At 64.6% G+C, this 24,407-nt stretch carries 23 protein-coding genes, 1 tRNA gene, 3 pseudogenes and 1 riboswitch; of the genes and pseudogenes, 8 read left to right on the forward strand and 19 right to left on the reverse strand.

Going from position 1 to position 24,407, the window contains the following annotated elements:
* Positions 1–46: 46 nt before the first annotated feature.
* From ACTGJ9_RS03475 to ACTGJ9_RS03515, 9 genes and pseudogenes are all read right to left on the reverse strand, one after another.
* Complete coding sequence (locus ACTGJ9_RS03475) at positions 47–1,090, reverse strand: LacI family DNA-binding transcriptional regulator (protein WP_456675940.1); 1,044 nt, start codon at positions 1,088–1,090, stop codon at positions 47–49.
* A gap of 85 nt (positions 1,091–1,175) precedes the next feature.
* Positions 1,176–1,640, reverse strand: a complete 465-nt coding sequence (locus tag ACTGJ9_RS03480; RefSeq protein ID WP_456675941.1) for a GNAT family N-acetyltransferase — start codon at positions 1,638–1,640, stop codon at positions 1,176–1,178.
* Positions 1,641–1,642: 2 nt separating this feature from the next.
* Positions 1,643–2,155, reverse strand: coding sequence for an N-acetyltransferase family protein (locus ACTGJ9_RS03485; RefSeq protein ID WP_456678431.1), 513 nt, complete (start codon positions 2,153–2,155; stop codon positions 1,643–1,645).
* Entirely contained in the window at positions 2,155–2,439 is a 285-nt protein-coding gene (locus ACTGJ9_RS03490) for a cupin domain-containing protein (RefSeq protein WP_456678787.1), read from the reverse strand. The genes ACTGJ9_RS03485 and ACTGJ9_RS03490 overlap by 1 nt, the downstream gene beginning before the upstream one ends.
* Before the next feature lie 142 nt (positions 2,440–2,581).
* Positions 2,582–2,890: pseudogene (locus ACTGJ9_RS03495) on the reverse strand (helix-turn-helix domain-containing protein); the annotation flags it as partial.
* Positions 2,887–3,276, reverse strand: a complete 390-nt coding sequence (locus tag ACTGJ9_RS03500; RefSeq protein WP_456675942.1) for a hypothetical protein — start codon at positions 3,274–3,276, stop codon at positions 2,887–2,889. The pseudogene ACTGJ9_RS03495 and the gene ACTGJ9_RS03500, both read right to left, overlap by 4 nt.
* A gap of 418 nt (positions 3,277–3,694) precedes the next feature.
* Positions 3,695–4,758, reverse strand: a pseudogene (locus ACTGJ9_RS03505) (TAXI family TRAP transporter solute-binding subunit).
* 25 nt (positions 4,759–4,783) lie between these two features.
* Positions 4,784–5,238: pseudogene (locus ACTGJ9_RS03510) on the reverse strand (DsrE family protein).
* Between the two features lie 366 nt (positions 5,239–5,604).
* Positions 5,605–5,677 (reverse strand) — tRNA-Gly (locus tag ACTGJ9_RS03515).
* A gap of 175 nt (positions 5,678–5,852) precedes the next feature.
* Between ACTGJ9_RS03515 and ACTGJ9_RS03520 the strand changes: the two genes are divergently transcribed.
* From ACTGJ9_RS03520 to ACTGJ9_RS03540, 5 genes are all read left to right on the forward strand, one after another.
* Positions 5,853–6,431: a methylated-DNA--[protein]-cysteine S-methyltransferase gene (locus tag ACTGJ9_RS03520; RefSeq protein ID WP_456675943.1), complete on the forward strand. Its 579-nt coding sequence runs from the start codon at positions 5,853–5,855 to the stop codon at positions 6,429–6,431.
* 9 nt (positions 6,432–6,440) lie between these two features.
* Entirely contained in the window at positions 6,441–7,280 is an 840-nt protein-coding gene (locus ACTGJ9_RS03525) for a helix-turn-helix transcriptional regulator (RefSeq protein ID WP_456675944.1), read from the forward strand.
* 56 nt (positions 7,281–7,336) lie between these two features.
* Positions 7,337–7,696 carry a VOC family protein gene (locus ACTGJ9_RS03530; protein ID WP_456675945.1) on the forward strand — a complete coding sequence of 120 codons (360 nt, stop codon included), beginning with the start codon at positions 7,337–7,339 and terminating at the stop codon, positions 7,694–7,696.
* A 118-nt stretch (positions 7,697–7,814) separates the two neighbouring features.
* Positions 7,815–8,978, forward strand: a complete 1,164-nt coding sequence (locus ACTGJ9_RS03535) for an IS110 family RNA-guided transposase (protein ID WP_456675946.1) — start codon at positions 7,815–7,817, stop codon at positions 8,976–8,978.
* A 598-nt stretch (positions 8,979–9,576) separates the two neighbouring features.
* Positions 9,577–9,978, forward strand: coding sequence for an SRPBCC family protein (locus ACTGJ9_RS03540; protein WP_456678432.1), 402 nt, complete (start codon positions 9,577–9,579; stop codon positions 9,976–9,978).
* Positions 9,979–10,083: 105 nt separating this feature from the next.
* Here the strand turns inward: ACTGJ9_RS03540 and ACTGJ9_RS03545 are convergent, their stop codons facing one another.
* From ACTGJ9_RS03545 to ACTGJ9_RS03555, 3 genes are all read right to left on the reverse strand, one after another.
* The gene (locus tag ACTGJ9_RS03545) at positions 10,084–11,523 is read right to left on the reverse strand and encodes an MATE family efflux transporter (RefSeq protein ID WP_456675947.1); all 1,440 of its coding nucleotides are present in this window, start codon (positions 11,521–11,523) and stop codon (positions 10,084–10,086) included.
* A 165-nt stretch (positions 11,524–11,688) separates the two neighbouring features.
* Positions 11,689–12,738, reverse strand: coding sequence for a hypothetical protein (locus tag ACTGJ9_RS03550; RefSeq protein ID WP_456675948.1), 1,050 nt, complete (start codon positions 12,736–12,738; stop codon positions 11,689–11,691).
* A 197-nt stretch (positions 12,739–12,935) separates the two neighbouring features.
* The gene (locus ACTGJ9_RS03555; RefSeq protein WP_456675949.1) at positions 12,936–14,072 is read right to left on the reverse strand and encodes a 2'-deoxycytidine 5'-triphosphate deaminase; all 1,137 of its coding nucleotides are present in this window, start codon (positions 14,070–14,072) and stop codon (positions 12,936–12,938) included.
* Between the two features lie 79 nt (positions 14,073–14,151).
* A riboswitch (SAM riboswitch) is annotated at positions 14,152–14,231 on the forward strand.
* A 70-nt stretch (positions 14,232–14,301) separates the two neighbouring features.
* On the opposite strand from ACTGJ9_RS03555, the gene ACTGJ9_RS03560 reads away from it, so the two are divergent.
* Positions 14,302–15,498 (forward strand): O-succinylhomoserine sulfhydrylase, encoded by a 1,197-nt coding sequence (locus ACTGJ9_RS03560; protein ID WP_456675950.1) that lies wholly within the window; start codon positions 14,302–14,304, stop codon positions 15,496–15,498.
* Between the two features lie 123 nt (positions 15,499–15,621).
* Here the strand turns inward: ACTGJ9_RS03560 and ACTGJ9_RS03565 are convergent, their stop codons facing one another.
* From ACTGJ9_RS03565 to ACTGJ9_RS03575, 3 genes are read right to left on the reverse strand one after another with little or no spacing between them, the layout of a single operon-like run.
* A complete protein-coding gene (locus ACTGJ9_RS03565) occupies positions 15,622–16,623 on the reverse strand; it encodes an SGNH/GDSL hydrolase family protein (protein ID WP_456675951.1) in 1,002 nt (333 codons plus the stop codon).
* Positions 16,624–16,635: 12 nt separating this feature from the next.
* On the reverse strand, positions 16,636–17,406 hold the full coding sequence (locus ACTGJ9_RS03570) for an SGNH/GDSL hydrolase family protein (RefSeq protein ID WP_456675952.1): 771 nt from the start codon (positions 17,404–17,406) through the stop codon (positions 16,636–16,638).
* Complete coding sequence (locus ACTGJ9_RS03575; RefSeq protein WP_456675953.1) at positions 17,406–18,656, reverse strand: OpgC domain-containing protein; 1,251 nt, start codon at positions 18,654–18,656, stop codon at positions 17,406–17,408. The genes ACTGJ9_RS03570 and ACTGJ9_RS03575 overlap by 1 nt, the downstream gene beginning before the upstream one ends.
* A gap of 195 nt (positions 18,657–18,851) precedes the next feature.
* Here ACTGJ9_RS03575 and apaG point away from each other — a divergent pair, with 195 nt between their 5' ends.
* Positions 18,852–19,244, forward strand: coding sequence for a Co2+/Mg2+ efflux protein ApaG (gene apaG, locus ACTGJ9_RS03580; RefSeq protein WP_456678433.1), 393 nt, complete (start codon positions 18,852–18,854; stop codon positions 19,242–19,244).
* A gap of 138 nt (positions 19,245–19,382) precedes the next feature.
* Here the strand turns inward: apaG and ACTGJ9_RS03585 are convergent, their stop codons facing one another.
* The 3 genes from ACTGJ9_RS03585 to ACTGJ9_RS03595 form a co-directional block, all read right to left on the reverse strand.
* Positions 19,383–20,390: an Hsp33 family molecular chaperone gene (locus ACTGJ9_RS03585; RefSeq protein WP_456675954.1), complete on the reverse strand. Its 1,008-nt coding sequence runs from the start codon at positions 20,388–20,390 to the stop codon at positions 19,383–19,385.
* 102 nt (positions 20,391–20,492) lie between these two features.
* Positions 20,493–21,416 carry an ornithine carbamoyltransferase gene (gene argF, locus ACTGJ9_RS03590; protein WP_456675955.1) on the reverse strand — a complete coding sequence of 308 codons (924 nt, stop codon included), beginning with the start codon at positions 21,414–21,416 and terminating at the stop codon, positions 20,493–20,495.
* Positions 21,416–22,618 (reverse strand): acetylornithine transaminase, encoded by a 1,203-nt coding sequence (locus ACTGJ9_RS03595; RefSeq protein ID WP_456675956.1) that lies wholly within the window; start codon positions 22,616–22,618, stop codon positions 21,416–21,418. Before ACTGJ9_RS03595 ends, argF begins: the two co-directional genes overlap by 1 nt.
* A 453-nt stretch (positions 22,619–23,071) precedes the next feature.
* Here ACTGJ9_RS03595 and ACTGJ9_RS03600 point away from each other — a divergent pair, with 453 nt between their 5' ends.
* Complete coding sequence (locus ACTGJ9_RS03600) at positions 23,072–23,581, forward strand: GcrA family cell cycle regulator (protein ID WP_456675957.1); 510 nt, start codon at positions 23,072–23,074, stop codon at positions 23,579–23,581.
* A gap of 97 nt (positions 23,582–23,678) precedes the next feature.
* Here the strand turns inward: ACTGJ9_RS03600 and phoB are convergent, their stop codons facing one another.
* A complete protein-coding gene (gene phoB, locus ACTGJ9_RS03605; RefSeq protein ID WP_426612024.1) occupies positions 23,679–24,386 on the reverse strand; it encodes a phosphate regulon transcriptional regulator PhoB in 708 nt (235 codons plus the stop codon).
* Positions 24,387–24,407: the final 21 nt, after the last annotated feature.

Genomic DNA, 24,407 nt, shown 5'->3' on the forward strand with positions numbered 1-24,407 from the left:
TCCGCAGTCACTCACTTCAAAAGACAAAGCACCGCGCGCCTTGCGGCTACGGCAGATTGTCCCGCATCAGGATGTCGATGCGGATATTCTCCTGTTCGCTCAAGATCGGCTCGTTGCGCGCGAGCGACAGCAACACGCGCACGGCGGCGCGCGCCTCGTGTCCCGGGTTCTGCGAGATCGCGACATCCAGCGTGCCCTGCAGCAACAGCTTTCGCGTCATCGCCGTGAGATCGTGGGCGATGAACACGATCTGCTTCTCGCGGGCCGCCTCGGTCAGGGCCTTGGCCACGCCTTGCGTGCCGGCGCCGACATTGTAGAGGGCGATGATGTCAGGATGCTTGCCGAGCAGCCGCGATATCAGCTGCTCGGAGCGGTCGTCCTCGTCGCGGCCCTCGAGCAGAGGCAGGATGTCGAGGTGCGAAAATTCCGACGCCATCACCTGATTGAAGCCAAAAATGCGCTCGGCATGGTCGCGCAGGCCCCGCGATCCCGCGATGATCGCGATCTTGCCGGACCTTTGGCTGACCAGCCGCCCGACCAGCGCGCCGGCGGTGCGGCCCGCGGCGATGTTGTCGATGCCGACATAATGGTGGCGGCGCGACGACGGCACATCCGAAACCAGCGTCACCACCTTGGTGCCGGCATCGACGAGATCGTTGATCGCTGCGCGAACGCCGGGATGATCCAGCGCCACTACGGCAACGCCGTCATAGTCGCCCGAGAGCGTCTCGAGCGTTACCGCGAGCACAGACGGATCGAACACGTCCGTATTGACCATCTCGACGCTGAGACGCCGTGCCGACAGCCAGCCGGACATCTCGCCGAGATAGGCCTCGATCTGCTGCATGAACGGGTTCGTCCCGGACGGCATGACGAAGGCAAACCGGCGGGCGCGGCCGCGGGCGAGCTCGGCAGCAGCCACATGCGGCTGAAAGGCATTGCGCGCGATCGTTTCCTGGACGCGGCGGACCGTATCGGACCGCACACCGGGCCGGTTGTGCAGGACGCGATCGACCGTCGCCAGGCTGACACCCGCCTCGCGGGCGATGTCCTTCAGCGTCAGCGCGGCGGAGACGGTCTCTTCGGCCATGCCTGAAGGCTAGCAGAGGTGTTTTGAGGTACGCAACTCATTTTGAGGGGCAAGACGATGTTTTCGAGCCGCGGTTGCGCCGGGGTCAGCGGCCGCTCAGATCGAGTGTCAGAAACAGGCTGTTGGGGTCCTCGACATAGCCCTCGAACGCCGCGCAAGGCACGAAGCCGTGCGACTGATAGAGCGCGTGCGCCGGCTTGAAGTAGTCCCACGAGCCGGTCTCGAGGCTCAGGCGCTTGATGTCGCGCTTGCGCGCCTCGGTGATGATGTGGCGGAGCATCAGACCACCAAAGCCGCGGCGGCGCGTGGTCTGGAGCGTGTGCATCGACTTCACCTCGCCATGGTCGGCCGAAAGCGTCTTCAGCGCGCCGGTCGCGACTAGCGTCTCGCCGTCCCAGCCGGTCCAGAACGCGACGTCGCTGGCGCGAAGGCCTGCGAGATCGAGCGCATGCGCGCTGCCCGGCGCCGTCTGCGCCCGCGCCGCCGTGACATGATAATCGAGCAGTGCGATGACGCGCGGATCGAACGTGTCGCCAATGCGGATCTGCATCGTCAGGGTCTCACGTCAGTTGCCAATTGCTTCTGCATGAAGACGAGATCGAGCCAGCGGCCGAACTTGCAGCCGACCTCCGGCATGCGGGCGACCTCGGTAAAGCCGAGCGAGGCGTGCAGGCCGATCGAGCCGGCATTGAGGGCCTCGATCCCGGCAATCATGGCATGCTTGTTCAACTCCGTCGCGCGCTCGATCAAGGCGGCCACCAGGCTGCGGCCGATACCTGCGCGATGATGCCGCTCGTCGACATAGACCGAATTCTCCACGGTGTGGCGATAGCCGGGAAAGGGACGGAAGTCGCCGAACGAGGCGAAGCCGACGACGTCCCTGCCCTTCATCGCAACCAGCACGGGATAGGCCGCCTGCTGCCGCGCGCGGATCCAGTCGCGCCGGGAGTCGAGATCAGCCGGCCCGTCGGTCCACACCGCCGTGGTGTTGATCGCGGCGAAATTGTAGATGGCGAGGATATCCCCGGCGTCCTCGAGCGTAGCGTCCCGTACGATCAGCGACATCACATCTTCCCGTAAGAGGTGCCGCGCCGCGTGATGATGACGTAGCGCGCGTCCTGTTTGGTTTCGTTCTCGAAGATGACTGCGCGCATCACGTCGAAGTCGAGACAGTCGCCGTCGCGCAGACGCACCGCCTTGGCGTCGATATGCACGCAGACCGCGCCCTCCAGCATCAGAAGCTGCTGGGTGAAGGCGTTGCGGCCCCAGGGACTGTAGGACACGCGCGCCGGCCGGCAGGTCGACGACGATGATCTCGATCCCGCTCGCCGCATCGGCCGGCGAAGCATGGCGACGTCGGTAGCCGCTGTCGGGATCGCGCCATTGCGGCTGGTCGGCAAGTCGCGTCAGCCGTTCCGGCGGTTTCTCGGAGAGCGCGACGACGTCGCTCAGCGAGACATCGAGCGCAGCACAGACTTTGTTGAGCAGCGCTGCCGTCGCACTGCTCTGCGCCCGCTCCACCCGCCCGATCATGGCCCGGCTGACACCGGAGCGGCTAGCGAGTTCGTTCAAGGTCATGCCGGCCTGCGTCCTCAAGGTCTTCAAGCGGCGACCGATCGCCTTGTCGAGTTTTTGCTGGTCCATGGCCTCTGATCCGAACATCGCGGGGCAGCCGGACCGCACCTGCCAGAACATGAGGGAGCTTAGCGCTGGGTGATGCGAACGCCGGGAGCGAGAGGCTAATATATTAGAACCTTTTGCGCGCGGCGATCTGAAAGGCAGCCGCGCTTCCCGCTTCATCGCCCTCTCGATTCGACTGCCGCATTCGGCCAGTGGCAGGCGCTTCCGAGCCTGGCACGAACGACATCGATACCGGCGAGCTCGAAAATCGCGCTGGTGTTGCGGTCCGCGCCGTCGATCACGGAAATCATGGTCCTTCCGCCATTTAGCGCTCGCACCACATCGGCGGCGTCCTCCGGCATGAAGGCCGTGCGACCATCGGCCGCCAATCGCCAGCGCCGTGGCCTTGCCGCCGGTTGACCGGAGGAGACCGTGACCTCGATGTCTCCACCGCGCAAAGCGTGCCAGGCGCCGTTGACGCCGAGGGACATCTCGGTCCGCTGGCTCCGGCAGCGCAGCACGAGGATCGCAGGCGCATCGGTTGCGACCGGGGGAAGCGCGTACAATTTGGCGACGAAAAGCGGCGAGAAGTCTCTCGGGGATGTGGTCTCACCTATCAGCCAGCCATTGACCGCCGGAGTCCCGCGACCGTATCGTCCCGGCTCGGCTCTGTCGCTGTCGGCGCCGGTTCGGATGCGGGTGGCGCCGGCGGTGCGCGGGAGCGCGGGTTGGAAGGCATATCGTTCGGTTGCGTGATCTCGTCTCTCTTCGCGAATATGCCGTCGAGACACTGCTTCTCCGCGCTGTGCACCTTCAGCCGGCACGTCAGACGGGCTGTGGTTCCGTTGTCCGCCTGATCGCAGGCGGATTCCGCCACGCGTGTCCGGGCAAAGCACTCGTCCAGGCTTTTGAGGGTGCTGGATGCGGATTGAGCGCGAGCTTCCCCGATCGCAAGACTGCCGAACAAGACGGCGGCGAGCCGCTTCATCGACGTCCTGCCCGATTGGCGACCTGGGCGTCTTGCCAGCTCTCGGCCGCCTTCAGACGTTGCAGTCCGGGGACACTGGCGGCGGGATTGGCATCCTTCCACTTCGGGTCGAACCCGGGGAGCGCAACTGGTCGAGCCCGCTGAACAGTTCGTTCACGAAGGCGGTGACGCGGTCATAGCGCGGAGTGCCCGGATTCCAGTTATAGGCGACCAAGACCGTAGGCACCGCGATTGTCTCGATATTCTGCCCTGCAGGCACGAGCGCCGGGTAGTCGGCCGACGTCAGTGAGGCCGATACGTAATAATCAGCCAGCTTGGGACCCAGCGGCACCGGCAGGAACTTGAAGCCCTCGTCCCATTTGCGCTTGACGAAGGCATCCACCGGCTTGGACGTGACGAAAACCACGGCAGCCATCTCGCCCTTGCGCATCTGTTCCAGCGCGATCGGATGCGGCACGAAGGTCTTCTCCACCTCGATACCGAGACGACTGAAAATAAGTGGACCCGAATACGCGGCGGCGGTGCCTTGCGTGTTGAAGTTCACCTTCTTGCCGGCGAGGTCGGCGAGCGAGTTGATCTCGGGACGCACGAAAACGTGCAGCTCGGACGGGAACAGATTCATCACGTGCACGATGCGCTTCTCGATCTCGGGCACCTGCGCGCGATACTCGTCGAGGGAATCGCTGTTGATGATCGCGATGTCGATGCCCTTGAGATAGAGCAGGTCATTGACGTTTTCGGTCGGCCCGCGCGTCACGATCGGAAGCACGTGCACTTTCCCGCTTTCATTGACAACGCGAGAGATCTCGGTGGCGAAGCGGAGCGGCGCGCCTTCCAGGAGTCCGGCGGCGAGTCCGACCGTGCCTGCATTGACGCGGTCTTTCACCTCTTCCTCTGCGGACCGGGATTGGGCGGGTCGAGCGACGCGGCTCCCGCGCGCTGCTGCAGGTCCGGCCGATTCCGCCGACCGTTTGTCACCGCCGGTCCTGCTGGCATTCTGGGCGGAGGCGGGCAGGGCGAGCAGCGACAATGCCAGCGCGAATATCAGCTTGCCTATCATCGCAGTCTCCCGTCGTTGCACCTGCCTACGGCCGGACGTAGCTCCACCCCTTCTCCTGCAGCTCCATCATGCGAACCACACCCGAGGGAACCATGGAGGCCTCCGGCAGCAATTCCAGCGGCTTGCCTTCCTTCTTTTCCATTCCCTCCTGGTGACGCCGCACGCGGCGAAGCGAACCTTGTTCGGGAAGGCGAGGTCCTTCATGGCGTGAATGCGCTCGGCGACCGGGGTCGTGTCCTTGCGCAGCATGTGCAGCCCCGGACCGAAGGCCACGATCTCGACGTCGGCCTCTTCACCCTTCTTGCGGTAGTATTCGAGCACGTTGGTGGCATTGTTGAGCGCGAGATTCATCACGGCGGGGTCGTTCTGGTTGACCTGGATCACGAGCCGATGCGGCGCCGGCCTGACCGGGCGCACTGCGGCCTGCTGCTTCGGCATCATCGCGCGTGCCGAACCCGCAGAAACCATTTCCTGCTGCATCGAGGCCACGGCGTGCGCCGGGCTCAGCGCGAATGTGGCCAGCAAGGCTGCCGCGATCTGGATTCGTGGATCTGGCATGGACCATTTCCCGTCTGCGCTTTGCGCTCTAGATGCGGTGCAGCTTGCTTGATCTCGATCCGGCGTTCGGCTGACCCGCTCATGTTGCGCTTCGGTTTGCGCTTCGCGCCGCACCCGCACCGAGAAACATGAACTCCCCGCGGGTCCCTCGACAGCCTGCAGTTCGTGCTAGGCTCAATGGATTAAGCGCAAAGACGGTCAGCTCAACGCGCTGTTGCGCCGCGGTTGAGCATGACCGAGAAATTCAAGCCCTGAGGACAACAAGGCGGTCGCGGCGCGATAAGGCGTTGGAGCGGGCGAAGGAATCGAACCCTCGTATGCAGCTTGGGAAGCTGCCGTTCTACCATTGAACTACGCCCGCGGATGCGCGTGTCCCGCGTCGGTCCTGATTAGCCGAGACGGTGTCCGGCGCCAAGCGCTTTGGCGCGTCAGGCCGGACGGTTGTTAACGTCCCGCTAAGATTCCAGGTGCGCCGAATTGTGGCGGTGTTATGATGGCTGCCGGGTTGAGCAACGTACAGCGTGTGGGGCGTGCGCATGGTGGGGCGTGCTTACGCGATGTTCGACACGGCCATAGGCCGTTGCGGGATCGTCTGGAGCAATTCCGGTGTGGTGGCCGTGCAATTGCCGGAGGTGCGGGAGATCGACACCCGCCGCCGGATTTTTCAGGTCCATCCCGAGGCGCGCGAGCAGGCGGTCCCGCTCAACACCGAGCTTGCGATCGAGGGCATCCTGACCTTGCTGCAGGGCAGCGATCCCGACTTTGCCGACGTCAGCCTGGATGCCGGCGGCGTGCCTGCTTTCGACCGGCGGGTCTACGAATATGCCTGCACCATCCCGCGCGGGGAGACGCGCACCTATCAGGAGATCGCCAAGGCGCTGGGCGCTTCCGGCGCCGCGCATACGGTGGCGCAGGCGATCTCCCGAAATCCCTACATGATCATCGTGCCTTGCCACCGGGCGATCGAGGCCGGCGGCTATGCCGACCGGATCTCGCCTTATGGCGGGGTGATTTCCAAGCGGCGGTTGCTGGCGCTCGAGGGCGCTCGTCCGATCGCCAGCAAGACGCTGTTCGAGGTGCTGCTGCCCGTTGCCTCGCCGCGTTCACCCACCTAGATAGGTGAGATGGATGCGACCACGCTGCTGACGTCACAAGCGATGACGGTCTCCGAGTTTCGCTGCGACGCGGGACCGGACGACAAGCCGTTTGCCGAGTGCCGCACCGGTCACTCCATCGCCTATGTCCGCTCCGGGAGCTTTGGCTGCCATTGCCGCGCCGGCTTCTTCGAGCTGGTGGCGGGCTCGCTGCTGGTCGGCGCGCCCGACGACGAATACACCTGCACGCATGAGCATGTCTGCGGCGACGTCTGCCTGTCGTTCTTCTTCAGCGAGGACATGGTCGAAGCGCTCGGCGGGCAACGCGAGACGTGGCAGGTCGGCGCGACACCGCCGCTGCCCGAACTGATGGTGCTGGGCGAGCTCGCCCAGACGGCGGCAGATGGCAACAGCGATTTGGGCCTCGACGAGGTCGGCCAGATTCTTGCGAGCCGCTTTGTCGATGTGGTCTCGGGCAAACCGCGCAAGCCGGCTACGCCGACCGCGCGCGACCGCCGCCGCGCGGTCGAGGCGGCGTTGTGGATCGACGACAACTCGCATGCCGAGATCGACCTCGAACGGACCGCGCACCTGGCCGATTTGAGCCCGTTCCATTTCCTGCGGCTGTTTTCCAACGTGCTCGGCGTCACCCCGCACCAATATCTGGTGCGCTCGCGGCTGCGTCACGCGGCGCGCCTGCTCGCTGACGACGGCATCGCCGTCACCGATATCGCCTACGACGTCGGCTTCGGCGACCTCTCCAATTTCGTCCGCACCTTCCATCGCGCCGCGGGTGTGTCGCCGACCAAGTTCCGACAGGCGTCAAAGGGGAAGCGCAAGATTCTCCAAGAGCGGCTTGCCCTCAACTGACTAGGTTCGTCTCCGGCGCGCGCCACCACGCGGCGCGCTTTGCAATGGAGATGACCATGTACGACCACATCGGACTGCGCGTTGCCGACCTCGATGCCGCCACGCGTTTCTACACCGCGGCGCTGGCGCCGCTCGGCTACGTCCTGTGTTCGAGCGGCGACGGCTATGCCGGCTTCGGGCCGAAGGACGCGCCGGCGCTCTGGCTGCATCTCAACAAGGGACGCAAGGCCGACGGCGCGCATATCGCGTTTCGCGCCAAGGACCACGACGCGGTAAAGGCGTTTCACAGCGAGGGCCTGAAGAGCGGCGGCCATGACAATGGCGGCGCGGGCTCGCGCAAGGATTACAGCCCGACCTATTACGCGGCGTTTTTGATCGATCCCGATGGTAACAATGTCGAGGCGGTTTGCGTGTGAGCTTTGGCCGCGGATTCCGTCATTGCGAGGAGCTCTTGCGACGAAGATTCCATGGGGAGTGGATAGCAGCCAAGTCTGAGGCCAGACTGAGGTTGCTGAAACACTCAACCTGGAGACAATGATGTTGCTCGATCATCCTTCCGACGGACTGGCCGCTATCCGCACGCAGTTTGGCGCAATTTTCGTGTCATTGGAACTGAGCCGCTCGACATGGCTGGTGACCTCGCTGTCGCCCGGCAAGGGCGAGAAGATGTCGAAGCGCAGCGTGGAGGCCGGCGATCTTGCGGAACTCTTGAAGCTGTTTGCGGAGCTGAAGCGCAAGGCACAGGCGCGAACGGGTGAGAGCTATCCGATCATCACGATCCAGGAGGCGGGGCTGGACGGGTTCTGGCTGCACCGCGCCTTGCAGCAGGAAGGCATCGAGAGCCACGTGGTCGATCCGGCCTCGATTGCGACGCCGCGCCGGCGCAGGCGGGCCAAGACGGATCGGCTCGATGGCGAGACGCTGTTGCGGGCGCTTCTGGCCTATAAGCGCGGCGAGCCGCGGGTCTGCGCGATGGTGGTGGCGCCCTCTCCGGAAGCGGAGGACCGCCGCAGGCTTTGCCGCGAGCGGCGGACATTGATCGCCGAGCGGATCGAGCATGTGAACCGGATCAAGGGCGTTCTGTTCGCGCAAGGGATATTCGGCGACGTGCCGCTGCGGCGCGATCGACGGGCACGGCTCGAAGCCTTGCGGACCGGAGATGGGCGCATGCTGCCGGCGCATCTGAAGGCCCAGATCAGCCGCGAGCTCGATCGTCTCGAACTGCTGCTCGACCAGATCGCGGCGGTGGAGCGCGAGCAGGAGGCGTTGCTGGTCGTGAGCAAGCCAGCCGGGGAGAAGGCGGATCCCGTCACGATGCTGCTCGCCCTGAAGAGCATGGGCCCGAACTTCGCGGCCGTTCTCTGGACGGAGGCGTTCTGGCGGCAATTCGCCAACCGCCGTCAGGTTGCGTCCTATGCCGGTCTTGCGGCCACGCCATGGCGGAGCGGCGGCATCGAGCGCGAACAAGGGGTGTCGAAGGCCGGCAATCCGCGGCTGAGGACCACGATGATCCAGCTCGCCTGGTTGTGGATACGCCACCAGCCTCAATCGGCGCTGACCCAGTGGTTCAAGGCCAACAGCCAGCGCGGCCGCAAGCGCACGATCGTGGCGCTGGCCCGCAAGCTGCTCGTGGCCTTGTGGAAGTACGTGACCGCCGGCGTCGTGATCGAGGGAGCCGTGATGAAGACCGTCGCCTGATGCAACGCTTCCCGCAGCCTTAAAACCAATCAGCCGAGGAACGATCAGCCTCAGCCGATCCGGGGTGGACGAACCGATGGATTGCATGGCTTCAAACGCCGCAACGAAGAATGGTCCCGTCCTCTCGAGCCTGCCCGCCGCAAGCGGAATGTTGGTGCAGTCGCTACCGCGCGACGACCGGATGAGTTTGATCTGGCACGCAAAACCAGATTGTCAAAACCGGCTCGACCCTGAGATCGCTGAACCATAAGGAGGAGTTCGCCCGCGGCCTCCCGACCACACAAGCCTGATGGCGTGCTCGATCACGTCAAGTTCAAGCCGCTGCGCGGCGGCTCTAACGAGCCGACCTTGACGCGATCTCCGCGCGCCATCCGAAACATCCCGCGGTCGGGACGAAGAGCTGGCCTGCAATCGAACAAAGAGCTGAACAACCGCCTTGACACACCTAATCCCCATGTGAGCAATCCAGACTGTCTCTGCGGAAACATCTCTGGATTGCTTCGCGGAGCCTGTCATCGGGCCGCGCTTCGCACGGACCCGGTGGCTCGCAATGACGATGTTCGTGGCAACCATCTTCGAAATCAAGGACAGCTTCCCCATGGCCTCCATCCACAACGACGTTCCCCTCTCCGTCCCTGCCCGCGACGTCTGGGACGCGGTGCGCGATTTCGGCGCGCTGCATCAGCGGCTGGTGCCGGGCTTTGTCACAGCCTGCACGCTCGACGGCGACGCACGCATCGTCACCTTCGCCAATGGCTCGGTCGCGCGCGAGGTGCTGGTCGGTTGCGACGATGCGCGGCAGCGGCTGGTCTACGCGATCAACAGCGAACGGCTGACGCATTACAGCGCTTCGGTGCAGGTGATCGCCGACGGCGAGGCGAAATGCCGTCTCGTCTGGATCATCGACATGCTGCCGAACGAGCTTGCGGCTTATGTGCAGGAGCAGACGAAGGCAGCCGTGATCGCCATGCACAAGGCGTTTGGAGCTCCTTCTAAGTGATCTTTCCCACAGAGCGTCGCCGTTCGGCGACATGATGGCGATGATCCTGCAATTGATGTGGCTCGCCAACGTCGGCGGTTACAGCCATCGCCGTCACAAACATCGCTAGTCCACAACTGACAGCGCCGGGCGCACGGCCGGCTTGGCTTCGCGCGGCCCCCAGCGGGTCAGCACCACGCTGGAGCATGAGAGCAGGCCGAGCACGACCATCGAGCTCGCGGCGAGCCAGAAGAAACTTTGCGCGGTGGCATCATGCGTCGACAGCCACCAGCCGCAGGTCGCGATATAGATCAGCCGCGCGGTCTGCGCCAGCACGGGGCCGATCACCTTGGCCGCGCCTTGCGACGAGAAGTACATCGTCGAGGCGAGGCCGATGAAGGCGTAGAACGGCGCCACCGTCGACAGATATTGATGGCTGGTCGCGCGCACGGTGGCGCTGTCCGTAAATATGTTGACCCAGAGGTCGGGGAACAGCGCAACGAGACAGGCCGGCGTGCCGACAGCTGCGAAAGCACTCGCGCCCGCGATCCAGGCGATGCGCCGGGCACGGGCGATACGGCCGGCACCAACCGCCATGCCGATCATCGGCACCGACGCGATGCCGAACGAGAATGCGATCGAGGTCAGCAGGAATTCGAGCCGCGCGCCGATGCCATAGCCGGCGAGGACCGCAGTGCCGAACTTCGCCAGCATGTGGGTGAAGATCGAGATCGTCAGCACCGACTGCAGCGGCGAGAAGCACGCGATCGCGCCGACCTTCAGGATGTCGAAGAACATCGTCCATTGGATGCGCAGCCCGCGCAGTTTTGGAACCACGCGCGCGCGACCGGAAAACAGATACCAGCCCATCACGCAGATGTTCATGGAGTAGGCGATCAGCGCGCCGGCGGCGACGCCGCGCATGCCGAGTTGCGGCATGGGTCCGAGCCCGAGGCCCAGCGTGCCACCGAGCACGATCTGCCAGACCGCGGAGTTGAGAATGAGAAGCGACGGCAGCTTCATGTTGCCGGTGCCGCGCAGCACGCCCGCCATGGTGTTGAGCAGCCAGGGCAGCACCGCGCCGCCGAAAAACACCTGCGTGTAGGCGATCGCATGGGTCAGCACGTCACCACGTCCGCCGAGCATCGTGAGCACCTGAGGCCCGAAGATCAGCATGCCCAGCATGAAGACGAGGCCAAAGGTGATGCCGATCAGGAGCGCATGCGCGGCCAGCGTCCCGGCGCGCTCGCGGTCGCCGGCGCCGAGCGCACGTGCGATGGCCGAAGCCACGGCACCGCCCATGGCACCGCCCGACATGGTCATGGTCAGGATCACTGTCGGAAACACCAGCGCCATCGCGGCCAGCGCTTCCACACCGAGACGCCCGATATAAGAGGTCTCCGCGATCACCACGCAGGTGCCGGCGGACAGCGCGACGACGTTAGGCCAGGCGAGACTGAGCAGCGTGCGCAGGATCGGACCGTCGGTCAGCGCGCTCCTCACGGGGCGCAGAGGCGGCAGCGCACGCTCCTGCTCATCAACCGGGATCTCGGCGATGTCCGTCATTTCCTCTCCCGGGGCAAAGCGCCGTTTGCGGCGTGGCAATGCATAGGTGTGCCAATGAATTTACTCGCGCGAAAGGCGCGTCTGGCGTTGTTAGCACGGCGGCGGGCGATTCCCCCTGCGTCAGCTGCAGGCGTGCCCTGCGGCAGCGCATTTCAACTGGTGGAATTACCCGACGGTCCAGACCAGCGGCGGCCGGCCGCCCGCTGTCGGACGCAAATGCACCGCGATGTGCCGGCCGCATCCCGCGGCGAGCCCTTCGAACAGCCCTTCCAACACCCTGGCGCAGGCGCGATGATGATCGGGAACGTCATCCATCAGCTTCCAGCTCTGCTGGCTGATCTCGAAGCCGCCTTCGGACGTCGTGATCTCCGCTGCGTCGTCCTGCGCGGCGAGCAGCGCGTTGAGGAACGATGCGAACTCGCTCGCGCCACCGCGTGTCGCTGACAGCGCGGCTGCGACCTCGTCGAAATACTGCATGCCGATCAGCTTGCCGGTGAGATGCAGGAGATGACCGGCATCTTCCGGCCCGAACAGTTGCACCATCACGGGCGCGGCCGTGCGCACATACTCCATGGCATAGTTGCGATACGCCTTTTCAAGCCGCGGCTTCGGCCAGCTCGACACTGGCAGAGCCGGTGCGGCCTTCGCGTCGAACAGCGGCGCTTCGAGGTGTCGCGCGAACACCAGGCGCTGGTCGAGCTCGAGCGGATGGTCGTATTGATGGTAGTAGCCTTCGAGCCCGCCCTGGCCGTCAACGCTCTGCTTGGTGCAGACGAAGCCCAGGCGGAGATCACCGAGCGCAGCGCCGTTGTTGGCGTGCCAGCCGCGCAGCATCGCGCGCGAGACCTCGCCGGGCACGCCGCAGATCGCGGTGCCCTTCCAGATCCAGCGCGGCGGCGGATACCGGATCCAGGCTTTGGTATCGCTCTCGTACATGTATTCGACGTGGACGCCGCCGATCCAGTTGGAGAGATAGTGATATTGCGCGGCCGCGACCGCCGGCGGCAGATGGCTGAGCCCAAGCTTTTGCAAGCCCGGCAGGAAGCGCTCCTGCTGCTGACGGCGGAACACGCGAAAGACGAATTCGGCAGCGTCCGCCACGCCGCGCCGCGTGACCACGGTGAGGATGAGGCCGGTGAAATAGGCGTGGTAGAGGTCGGCGACCGCGCGCCAGCGTTTCCATTGGGCATCCTGCCCGGCGTCTGCTGCGGTCATGCTCACTCCCGGCTTGTTGTTTTGCGGGAGTGTGTCATCGCGGATGGGGTGACGCAACCAGGCACGCACTCGCTGTCATCGCCCGGCGAAGACCGGGCGATCCAGTATTCCAGAGAGGGCTGTGATTGAATCGAGAGGCCGCAGCGTACTGGATTCCCCGCCTTCGCGAGGAATGACAGCGAAGGACGCGGATACAGCTACACCCGAAAGTGCTTGCTCAGCTTGAGGCCCTGCGCCTGGTAATTGGAGCCGATGCGCTGGCCGTACATGGCGTCGGGGCGGGCCAGCATCTTCTCGTAGACGAGGCGGCCGACGATCTGGCCGTGCTCGAGGATGAACGGCACTTCGCGCGAGCGCACTTCCAGTACGGCGCGCGCGCCCTGGCCACCGGCGCCGGCATAGCCGAATCCGGGATCGAAGAATCCGGCATAGTGCACGCGGAATTCGCCGACCAAAGGATCGAACGGCACCATCTCCGCGGCGTAATCGGGCGGCACCTGCACGGCTTCCTTGGAGGCGAGAATATAGAACTCGCCGGGATCGAGGATCAGGCTGCCGTCGGGACGGGCCGAGATCGGCTCCCAGAAATCTTCCACCGCGTAGCCGGAGCGACGATCGACATCGACCACGCCAGTGTGGCGCTTGGCGCGGTAGCCGACGAAGCCCGTGCCGTTTGCGCCGGAGAGATCGACCGAGACGGCGACGCCGCCGGCAAGATCCGCATCGTCGACATCGACGAGGCGCTCGGACGCATGCAACGCATCGAGCTCGTCGGCATCGAGGATGGCGTCACCGGTTCGAAAGCGCACCTGCGACAGCCGCGAGCCCTCGCTGACCAGCACCGGAAACGTCTTCGGGCTGATCTCGGCATAGAGCGGGCCGTGATAGCCGGCGCCGATCATGTCGAAACGGCGGGTACCGTCGGCGATCACGCGGGTGAAGACGTCGAGCCGGCCGGTCGAGCTCTTGGGGTTCGCAGCCGCGACGATCTCCGGCGGCAGCGCGAGGCTTTCGAGCAGCGGCACGATGTAGACGCAGTTGGTCTCGAGCACCGCGCCGTCGGCAAGGCTGAACTCGTGCAGCTTCAACTCGTCGATGCGCTCGGCAACGGTGGCGCCGGGGCCGGGCAGGAAGCTCGCGCGCACGCGGTAGGCGACGTCGGCGAGACGCAAATCGAGGCTCGCCGGCTGGATCTGGCTTTCGACGAAATCGTAGGCGGGCAGGATAAGCCCCGCCTCCGCCATCGCCGCGATCATGCGGTCGGGCAGGATACCATTGGCGTCGGCGGCAACCGTGAACGTCAACCGGGGGTCCTCATCAGGGGTCGAATGCATCCGGACATGCCGAAGATACAGTTTTTTACGGCTAGCCGATGGCTGTCTTGACGGAAAGGGCATTGCGGAATATGAGCATGACTTATCCCGTGGTGATTTGAGCCGGCCGGCTTGCAGCCACGTTAAATAAGTCGCTAAACAGGCCGGGGACCTCTGTGATCCCGGCCCGTGGAGATATCCAGGCCGGTTTTTTTGTGACCATTTTCGATGGTCACGCAGAGGAGGTTCTATGTTGAAGTCCCCGGCGTCCGCCACCCAATATCGTCCCGAAACCCGCCTGGTTCATTCCGGCACCCTGCGCTCGCAATATGGCGAGACGTCGGAATCGCTGTTCCTGACCCAGGGCTACGTCTACAACACCGCCGAGGAGTGCGAGGCGCGGTTCAAGGGCGAGGACCCCGGCTTCATCTATTCGCGCTATTCGAACCCGACGATTGCGATGTTCGAGCGGCGCATGATCGAGCTCGAAGGAGCGGAGGCCGCCCGCTCGGCCGCAACAGGCATGGCCGCGGTGACGACCGCCATCCTGGCGCCGTTGAAGGCCGGCGATCACGTCGTCGCATCGCGTGCGCTGTTCGGCTCGTGTCTCTACGTCATTCAGGATCTGCTGCCGCGCTACGGTATCGAGACCACGCTGGTCGACGGTTTCGATCTCGACCAGTGGCAGCGTGCGCTGAAGCCGAACACCAAGACGTTTTTCCTGGAGAGCCCGACCAATCCGACGCTCGACGTGCTCGATATTCCCGGGATTGCCGAGATCGCGCACAGCGGCGGCGCGCGGCTCGTCGTCGACAACGTGTTCGCCACCCCGATCTGGCAGAGCCCGCTCGCGCTCGGCGCCGACGTCGTGGTCTATTCCGCGACCAAGCACATCGACGGCCAGGGCCGTTGTCTCGGCGGCATCATCCTGTCCTCGGAAGCCTTCATCGCCGAACACATTCACAATTTCATGCGCCAGACCGGACCGTCGATCTCGCCGTTCAATGCCTGGGTCCTGCTCAAGGGCCTGGAGACGCTCGGCGTGCGCGTGCGCGCGCAGACGGAGACCGCGGCGCGCATCGCCGACGTGCTGGCGAGCCATCCGAAAATTTCGCGGCTGGTCTATCCCGGCCGCGCCGATCATCCGCAGGCAGCGCTGGTGAAGAAGCAGATGCGCGGCGGCTCGACCCTGGTCGGCTTCGAGGTCAAGGGCGGCAAGCAGGGTGCGTTCCGCGTGCTCAACGAGCTCAAGCTCGCGAAGATTTCCAACAATCTCGGCGACGCCAAGAGCCTCGTCACGCATCCGGCGACCACGACGCATCAGCGGCTGAAGCTCGAAGATCGCGCCGCGCTCGGCATCAGCGAAGGCTTCATCCGCTTCTCGGCCGGGCTCGAGCATGCGGATGATCTGATCGAGGATCTGACGGCGGCGCTGGAGAAGGCGTGAGCGAGCCAGGAGCTCGGTTTCGCAGGATGGGCAAAGCGAATGCGTGCCCTCCGTTCACGATCATACTGCCGATAGATGGTGGGCACGGCGCGCGAAGAGCGCGCCTTTGCCCACCCTACGAGATCACATCGGCCGATACGTCCGCACGTCCGCGGGCACGTTCACGCCCAGCTTGATCTGGCCGACGGAGCGGATGATGTCGTCGCCGAGCAGCTGGGCGAAGCAGGCATAGCCCCAATCGTTCATGTGCAGGCCGTCGGCAATGACAAAGCTCTCGACCGGGAGCGCCTGCTTCTCGTGCCAGTCGCGCATCACCTGGAAGCGCGGGAAGATGCCGACGTGACGAAGCTCGGCGATCTTGCCGAGCAGCTTCACCATCTTGCTTGCGCTTTCCGGACGCTCGGTGACGCGCGGTGAATATTGCGGGTCGACCAGCACGACGTCGGCATCGCCGGCGGCCTGGATACGGGTGATGCCGTCCTCGACGATCTTGGCGGTATCGCCGGGATCGAGGTTGCGCAGCACGGCGTTGGTGCCGACCTGCCAGATCACGAGATCCGGATGGACGTCGATCACCTGCTTCTGGAGCCGCTTCATCATCTCGGGCGCATCCTCGCCGCCGACACCGGCATTGATAACGGTGATGTCAGCGGTGGGATATTGCCGGCGCAGCTGCGCGGCGAGACGGTTCGGATAGTTGAAGTCCGGCGAGCTCGCGCCGTAACCCGCCGTCGACGACGAGCCGAACGCAACGATGACGACGGGCTGTCCGGCCACGAGCTTGTTCGCGACATGCGGCAGCGAGCCCATCGTCTTGGAGCCGCCCCTCGGCGCGAGACACGGCACGCGGCTGAAAATGTCGCCGGCGGATTTCGCGACCTGCTTCACCTTGTCGATGGCGCGCGAGGTGAGGCCGCGCTGATCGGTCGCCTGCTGACCGGTCGCGGCGACCGTGGTCTGGGACGGTGATGCCGGTGCGGGATTAGCAGTCTGCTGCGGCGCGGGCGTCGCCTGGGCAGCCTGAGCGTGAGCAGGTGCCTGCTCCACAGGCGTCAGCATCAGCAGCGCCGCCGCTGCGGGCGCGGCCAGCCATGTCGACCGGCCAAAAGGGCGGAGAGAACTCATTAACGCTAGACCTCAATTTTGCTGCTGGGCCGGCCCCAGATGGGCAGCGTCGATCACGAACTGTGCCAACGCCCGGCCGATGCAATCATGGACCTGTTTCGCCAGCTCAGGGCCCCGGGAGGGGCTGAACAGGTCGAACTGACCCTGATCATTCCACTGCCGCATCATCGCGAAACGGTCGAACAGCGGGACATCATGCTCCTGCGCCACCACCCGCATATTGTCGAGATAAGGCGGCGCCGAGATCATGGTTTCGGTACGCGGGCTGTACTGCAAGTTCATCAAGACGACGTCAGCCCCAGCATTTTGCAACGCAGCAACCCCTTCTGTCACGGCGCCGCGGAAATCGTCGGGATCGATGGAGCGGATAGCATCCACGGTCCCGGTCTGCCAGATAACCAAAGTAGGTGTTTTTGCTTCCATCAGCTTAACGAAGGTTGCGGCGGCTTCCTCCGCAGTCTTCTTGCTCTGTATTTCTACGGATACGTGCACGGTCTCCGCAGGCGGCAGCTTCTCCTTCAGAATGGCCTGCATCCGCGCCGGATAGGAGCTGTCCTCCGAGGAGGGAATGGTGGTGGAGCGGCTGCCGATCACCAGGATCTCGAGCGGCTTGCCGGCCTTGACGGTCTCGGCGACCTTGTGGAGCTGGCTGTCGGTGGCAAGCAGATAGGGCGGCAATTCGCAGGCTGCGGGCGCGGCAGGCACGGCATCGTCCGCGCGCGCCGGAGGCGCGGCGAGGCACCCGCAAAACAGGATCAGGCTCAGGAGAACCTTCGCCTTCATCAGCCCCCTCCCGCCAGATCGGCGTTGCCGACGGCGTTTTTGGTTTTCGCACCGCTCTTGTCAGCCACGCGCTTGTACCACGAAATCACCCAGGCAACGCCCCACATGATCAGGATTCCGGAGAGACTAATGAGCGCATGCATGCCCGGTCCACCGGAGACCTCGGCCAGGATAAAATGGCCGGCAAAGGCCAGGAAGACGCCGAGGCAGAATATCTCCAGCGAATGCTGGCCGCACAGGATCAGCGGCCGTAACCACGGCGATTTCAGGCCCGGCCATTCCCGCGGCAGGAAGCGCACAGTGAGCGCAGCCAGCGCCAGGAAATGCGTGAAGCGCAGTACGTCGAGGTCGGTCTTGTCGATCGGATACATCCACTGCTCGAGCCGCTTCGGCATGAAATGCGAGAGCTGCGGCACGTACCAGGTCAGCGTCACGTAAAACGCCGCCACGATATAGGCGATCGAGATCCACATCGTCACGGGCGACGCCAGAATGCGCGACATGCGTCGCGCACCTCCGAGCGCGCACCATGCCCCGAACACGAACAGCAACTGCCAGGCGAGCGGATTGAACGCCCAGAAGCCGTTCGGATAGGCGGAGAAGTAGAGGTCGAATTCCCAGGTGGCCGCATAGAGCAGGGCCGAGAGCGCGAGCGTCACGTCGGGCCGCCATTTCATCGACCACAGGATCAGCGGCAGCGCCAGCATCAAGACGATATACAGCGGCAGCACGTCCATGTTGACGGGTCGGAAGCGCAACAGCAGCGCCTGCACGATGGTGACGTCCGGCTGCTTGAGGAAATCCATGATCCCCATCTCTTCGGTGTAGAGCGGGTTCTCGAAACTGGTCGCGACGTAGGAGATCTCGGCGAGGAAGATCGTGAACAGGAAGACGTGGGCGACATAGATCTGCCAGACCCGGCGCAGGATGCGCGCGGTAGCGATGACGAAGCTGCTCTCCAGCATGGCGCGGCCATAGACGAAGGCGGCGGTGTAGCCGGAGATGAAGATGAATATCTCGGTGGCGTCGCTGAAGCCGTAATTGCGGATCGTGAACCAGGTCAGCAAGTTCGGCGGCAGATGGTCGATGAAGATCAGCCACAGCGCGAGGCCCCGGAACAGGTCGAGCCTGAGCTCGCGCTCGCCGATGGCGGGCAGCGTGATCGCGGGTGCACGCGGTTTCGCTGCCACGGGTTTGGCACCCGCAGTACCCGCAATCGTCGATCCCGTCACTTGATCGGCAATGGTCATCGGGGCCCAAAAACCCTTCCGCAAATCGCGACGTTCGAGGAGTGTACCGGTCCAGGCGCCGCCTCGCAAAGCGGCCGGATCACATCGGGGTGTATTCCCTGGGGGTGTACTTCCCTGTCAATTCTGGCGGGACGATGTCGCGAAAGCCGCCTGCGGCGTTTGGTTCCCGGCGCGGATTTCGTTATGATGGCAATCATGTACCGCGCCGTGACCCGCCAGATCGAAGTGACCGTCGAGCCGAACTTTGTTCCGGAGCAGTCGTCGGCCGAGCGCTCGCGCTATTTCTGGTCCTACACCATCATCATCACCAATTCCGGCGACGAGACCGTGCAGCTCAAGACGCGGCATTGGATCGTCACCGACGCCACCGGCCGGCAGCAGGAGACCAAGGGCGAAGGCGTGGTCGGCGAGCAGCCGACGCTCGCCCCCGGCGAGCGCTTCGAATACACATCCGGCGTGCCGCTCTCGACCGCCTCCGGCTTTATGACCGGACGCTACCAGATGGTCAGCGAAAGCGGCGAACGCTTCGAGATCGACGTGCCGACGTTTTCGCTCGACAGTCCGGACAACAAGCGGGTGTTGAATTAGGAGGCGGGTGTGACGGTGCTGTAGGGTGGGCAAAGGCGCGAAGCGCCGTGCCCACCATTCCGGTCACGACACGCAAGATGGTGGGCACGCTTCGCTTTGCCCACCCTACGATAGCTCGCAATGACGAAGGGTAGCCGCTTACGCGTCCTCCACGCCCGCCTCATCCGGCGTGAACTGGTAGACCGAGCTGCAGAACTCGCAGGTCACGACGACCTTGTCGTCCTTGACCATCGCCGAGCGGTCATCCGGCGAGAAGCTCTTCAACATCGCGGCGACCGCGTCGCGCGAGCAGGAGCATTGCGCTTTCAAGACAAGCGGATTGAACACACGCACGCCGCGTTCGTGGAAGAGGCGGTACAACAGCCGCTCGCCTGAGAGATCGGGGTCGATCAGCTCGACATCCTCGACGGTTTCGATCAGCGAGCGCGCCTCGACCCAGGCATCGTCCTCGGCGACGGCGTGCACCTCGGCACCCTCAGGCGCATCGCCGGGATGGAGATCCGCCTGCCGCGCGCGCTCCGGCGCCTTCGGCAAAAACTGCATCAGCATGCCGCCGGCGCGCCAGCGATGCCTGCCGCCGTCGCCGGACCGCCACTCCTCGCCGACCGCGAGGCGCACGCGCGTCGGGATCTGCTCGGAGCGCAGGAAATATTCGTGAGCGGCGTCTTCCAGGCTGCCTCCGTCGAGCGCGACCAGACCCTGGTAGCGGCTCATATCGGGCCCCTGGTCGATGGTCATGGCGAGATGGCCGTGGCCGAGCAGCGCGCCGGAGTCCTTGGCGTCACCGAGGCGCTCGGCGTCAAAGCGCGCATAGGCGCGCAGGCGATCCGGTGCCTGATAGTCCACCACCAGAAATGACACCGGCCCGTCGGTCTGGGCCTGGAGGATGAAGCGGCCCTCGAATTTCAGCGCCGAGCCGAGCAGCGTCGTCAGCACGATGGCCTCGCCGAGCAGCTTGCCGACAGGTGCCGGATAATCGTGCTTGGTCAGGATCTCGTCGAGCGCGGGGCCAAGCCGCACCAGACGCCCGCGCACGTCGAGCGCGTCGACCTCGTAGGGCAGCACGGCGTCGTCGATCGGAACCGCGGATGGCGCGCGAACCGGGCCTTCGAGCCCGGTTTTCATGTCAGGGGATTGGGAAACCATGGCGCATTATCTGGGGTCTGTCGAAGCAAAATGAAAGAGGCACGCCACGTTCCGTCGCTGTCGGACGACGGCTGCGTAGTCCCATCCGGGCTACAGATCAGACTACTTCACCGCGTCAAAGCACCAGGCCAAAATGCCCTTCTGCGCATGCAGGCGGTTTTCGGCCTCGTCGAACACGACCGATTGCGGGCCGTCGATCACCTCATCCGTGACCTCCTCGCCGCGATGGGCGGGCAGGCAGTGCATGAACAGCGCGTCGGGCTTGGCGAGCGACATCAGCTTGGAATTGACCTGGTAGGGCTTGAGCACATTGTGACGGTGCTCGCCTTCCTTGTCGCCCATCGACACCCAGGTGTCGGTGACGACACAATCGGCGCCCTTCACGGCGGCCTCGGGATCGGTGCCGAGCACGATCGGCGCGCCCGTGGCCTTGATGAAGTCGCGCATCACCTTCTTCGGGGCAAGCTCCGGCGGGGTTGCGACATTGAGGTTGAACTTGAAGCGCTCGGCGGCATGGGCCCACGACGCCAGCACGTTATTGTCGTCGCCGGTCCAGGCCACGGTGCGACCTTCGATCGGGCCGCGATGCTCTTCGTAAGTCAGGAGATCGGCCATGACCTGGCACGGATGCGAGCGCCGCGTCAGGCCGTTGATCACGGGCACGGTCGCATTCGCCGCGAGCTCCAGCAGCGCCTCGTGATTGAGGATGCGGATCATGATGGCGTCGACATAGCGCGACAGCACGCGCGCGGTGTCGGCAATGGTCTCGCCGCGGCCGAGCTGCATCTCGGCGCCGGTGAGCATGATGGGCTCGCCGCCGAGCTGGCGCATGGCGACATCGAACGACACGCGCGTGCGGGTCGACGGACGCTCGAAGATCATCGCCAGCGTCTTGCCTTCGAGCGGCTTGACCGGCTGATGCGCCTTCTGCTTCGCCTTCATGGCGGAGGAGGCGGCGAGCATGCTCTTGAGCTCCGACAGCGGCAGCTCGTTGATGTCGAGGAAGTGCTTTGGCGTCTTGCTCATCAGCTTGCCGCCCGCTTGTTGCCGGACAGCGCAGTGCAGGCGCGTTCGAGCCGTCCGACGCTGTCCTCGATCTCGGCTTCGGCGACGATCAAGGGCGGCAGGAAGCGCACGACATTGTCGCCGGCGCCGACAGTGAGCAGTTTTTCATTGCGCAGCGCTGCGACCAGATCGCCGGAGGGCACCACGGCCTTGATGCCGATCAGGAGCCCCTCGCCGCGGACTTCGCTGACGACATCGGGGTGACGGTCGATCACCGAGGCGAGCTTTTGCTTGAGCAGCAGCGACATCTTCTGCACGTGGTCGAAGAAGCCGGGCTTGAGCATGACGTCGAGCACGGCGTTCGCGGCCGAGATCGCCAGCGGATTGCCGCCGAAGGTCGAGCCGTGCGAGCCGGGCCCCATGCCGGAGGCCGCATCCGCGGTCGCCAGCACCGCGCCGATCGGAAAGCCGCCGCCGAGCGCCTTGGCCAGCGACATCACGTCGGGCGTGACGCCGGTGCGGCGATGAGCGAAGAGATCGCCGGTGCGGCCCATGCCGGTCTGCACCTCGTCGAAGGCGAGCAGCAGGCCCTTCTCGTCGCAGAGCTGGCGCAACGCTCTCAGGAAAGAAGGCGCCGCCGAACGCACACCGCCCTCGCCCTGGATCGGCTCGATCAGGATGCCGGCGGTCTGCGGACCGATCGCTTTCTTCACCGCCTCGATGTCGCCATGCGGGACCTGGTCGAAGCCGTCCATCGGCGGACCGAAACCTTCGAGATATTTTGCCGAGCCGGTCGCAGCCAGCGTCGCCAGCGTGCGGCCGTGGAAGGCGCCCTCGAAGGTGATGATGCGGTAGCGCTCCGGATGTCCATTGGAGAAGTGATGATGGCGGACCAGCTTGATCAGACCCTCCAGCGCTTCGGCGCCGGAATTGCAGAAGAACACGAAGTCCGCAAAACTCTCGTTGCAGAGACGCGCGGCGAGCTTCTCGCCGTCCGGGCTCTGAAACAGGTTCGACATGTGCCAGAGCTTTGTGGCCTGCTCCTGCAGCGCCTTGACCAGCGCGGGATGGGCATGGCCGAGCGCATTCACCGCCACGCCCGAGGTGAAGTCGAGATAGCGATCGCCATTGGTTGCGATCAACCAGACGCCTTCACCGCGCTCAAAACCGATGTCGGTCCTGGCGAAAACGGGGAGCAAGTGCGGCGCTGCGCTGTTAGCCATGATGGTCTCTTTGGATGTTTCGGACGGCCTGAACGTGCGTTGCGCAGCGCATCATTGGTCCGGAAAACGAAACGTGCCGCCTTTTAAGGGCGGCACGCGTCACTATCTTATGCTTGGCACCATTGGTGTCAATGCCGACCGGAAAGCCCCACGAAATCCTGATTCCGTAGTCTTGCGGTGCCGAATTTGCGGGATTTTGGCCACGGAACATGTGGAAGCGAGTCGGCGGACTCTTGCGCGTGAGTCACGCCATATTGTAGCGTCTGGCTTGTCAGATACGACATCTCGTGCAGCGGTTCTGATCCCAAAAGTCCTCATGTACCGGCGTAAACGTTCGGGCGTCTCATTGCGCCCGGCGAGCCTTAAGGGATTCTGGCGGCACGGGTTTTTCGAGGCTTAGGCATTCGTTGTGCGGTCCCAGTATGGCGGGCGCGCGGCGAAGGAAAGGGTGCAATGACGGTTTTGACCTGGTCCGACGATCGCGTCGAACAGCTGAAAAAGCTCTGGGAGGCCGGACTTTCGGCCAGCCAGATCGCCGCTGAGCTTGGGAATGTCACCCGCAACGCCGTGATCGGCAAGGTTCACCGGCTCGGCCTGTCGGGCCGCGCCAAGAGCCCGTCTTCGGCAGCTCCGCGGCCGCGCAAGGCGCGTCCAGCGCAGCACATGATGCGGGCGAGCAGGCCGATCGCGCGCGGCAATACCGCGCTGGCGCAGGCCTTCGAGGTCGAAGTCGAGGCTGAACCGGTCACCTACGACAACGTGGTACCGATGAGCCAGCGGCTGTCGCTGCTCGAATTGAACGAGGCGACCTGCCACTGGCCGGTCGGCGATCCCTCGAGCGCGGACTTCTTCTTCTGCGGCGGCAAGGCGCTCTCCGGCCTGCCCTATTGCGCCCAGCACTCGCGGGTCGCGTATCAGCCGGCAGCGGATCGCCGGCGGGCGCCGGCGAAGCCGCCGCGGTAAGTATTGTCTCAGTCAAATTTAGGAGCCGTCGCAATGACGGCTCAACAAACTCCGTTGTCGCCGGGACGACAGTTACAATTGTTGACGCAGCTGTGGCTTACGCCTGCTCGGCCTTCGCGAACCGGTCGTCGAGCGCATAGCCCGCGCCGCGCACGGTACGGATCGGGTCCTGCTCGCGACCGAGATTGAGCAACTTGCGCAGGCGGCCGATATGCACGTCGACGGTACGCTCATCGATGTAGATGTCGCGACCCCAGACGCTGTCGAGCAGCTGCTCGCGCGAGAATACGCGGCCGGGATGCTCCAGGAAGAACTCCAGCAGGCGATACTCGGTCGGACCGAGGTCGATCGGCCGGCCCGAGCGCGCCACGCGGCGCTTGTCGCGGTCGAGCTCGATGTCGCCGAATGCCAGCACGGTGGCGAGCCGCTCCGGACTTGCGCGCCGGAGCAGACCTTTGACGCGCGCCAGGAGCTCAGGCACCGAGAACGGCTTGACGATGTAATCGTCGGCGCCGGTCGCAAGGCCCCGGACCCGCTCGCTCTCCTCGCCACGCGCGGTGAGCATGATGATCGGCAGCTGCTTGGTGTCGGACCGCGCGCGCAACCGCCGGCACAGCTCGATGCCTGATAGCCCCGGCAGCATCCAGTCGAGCACGATCAGATCGGGGATGTGCTCCTTGAGACGGGTGTCGGCGTCGTCGCCGCGCATCACCGTCTCGACGTCATAGCCGTCGCCTTCGAGGTTGTAGCGGAGCAGCTCGGTCAGAGCTTCCTCGTCCTCAACCACCATAATGCGTGCGCCCATCGCTCGTCGCTCCTTGCGTAA

It is taken from the genome of Bradyrhizobium sp. RDM12 (assembly GCF_051917485.1).
Taxonomy (GTDB): domain Bacteria; phylum Pseudomonadota; class Alphaproteobacteria; order Rhizobiales; family Xanthobacteraceae; genus Bradyrhizobium.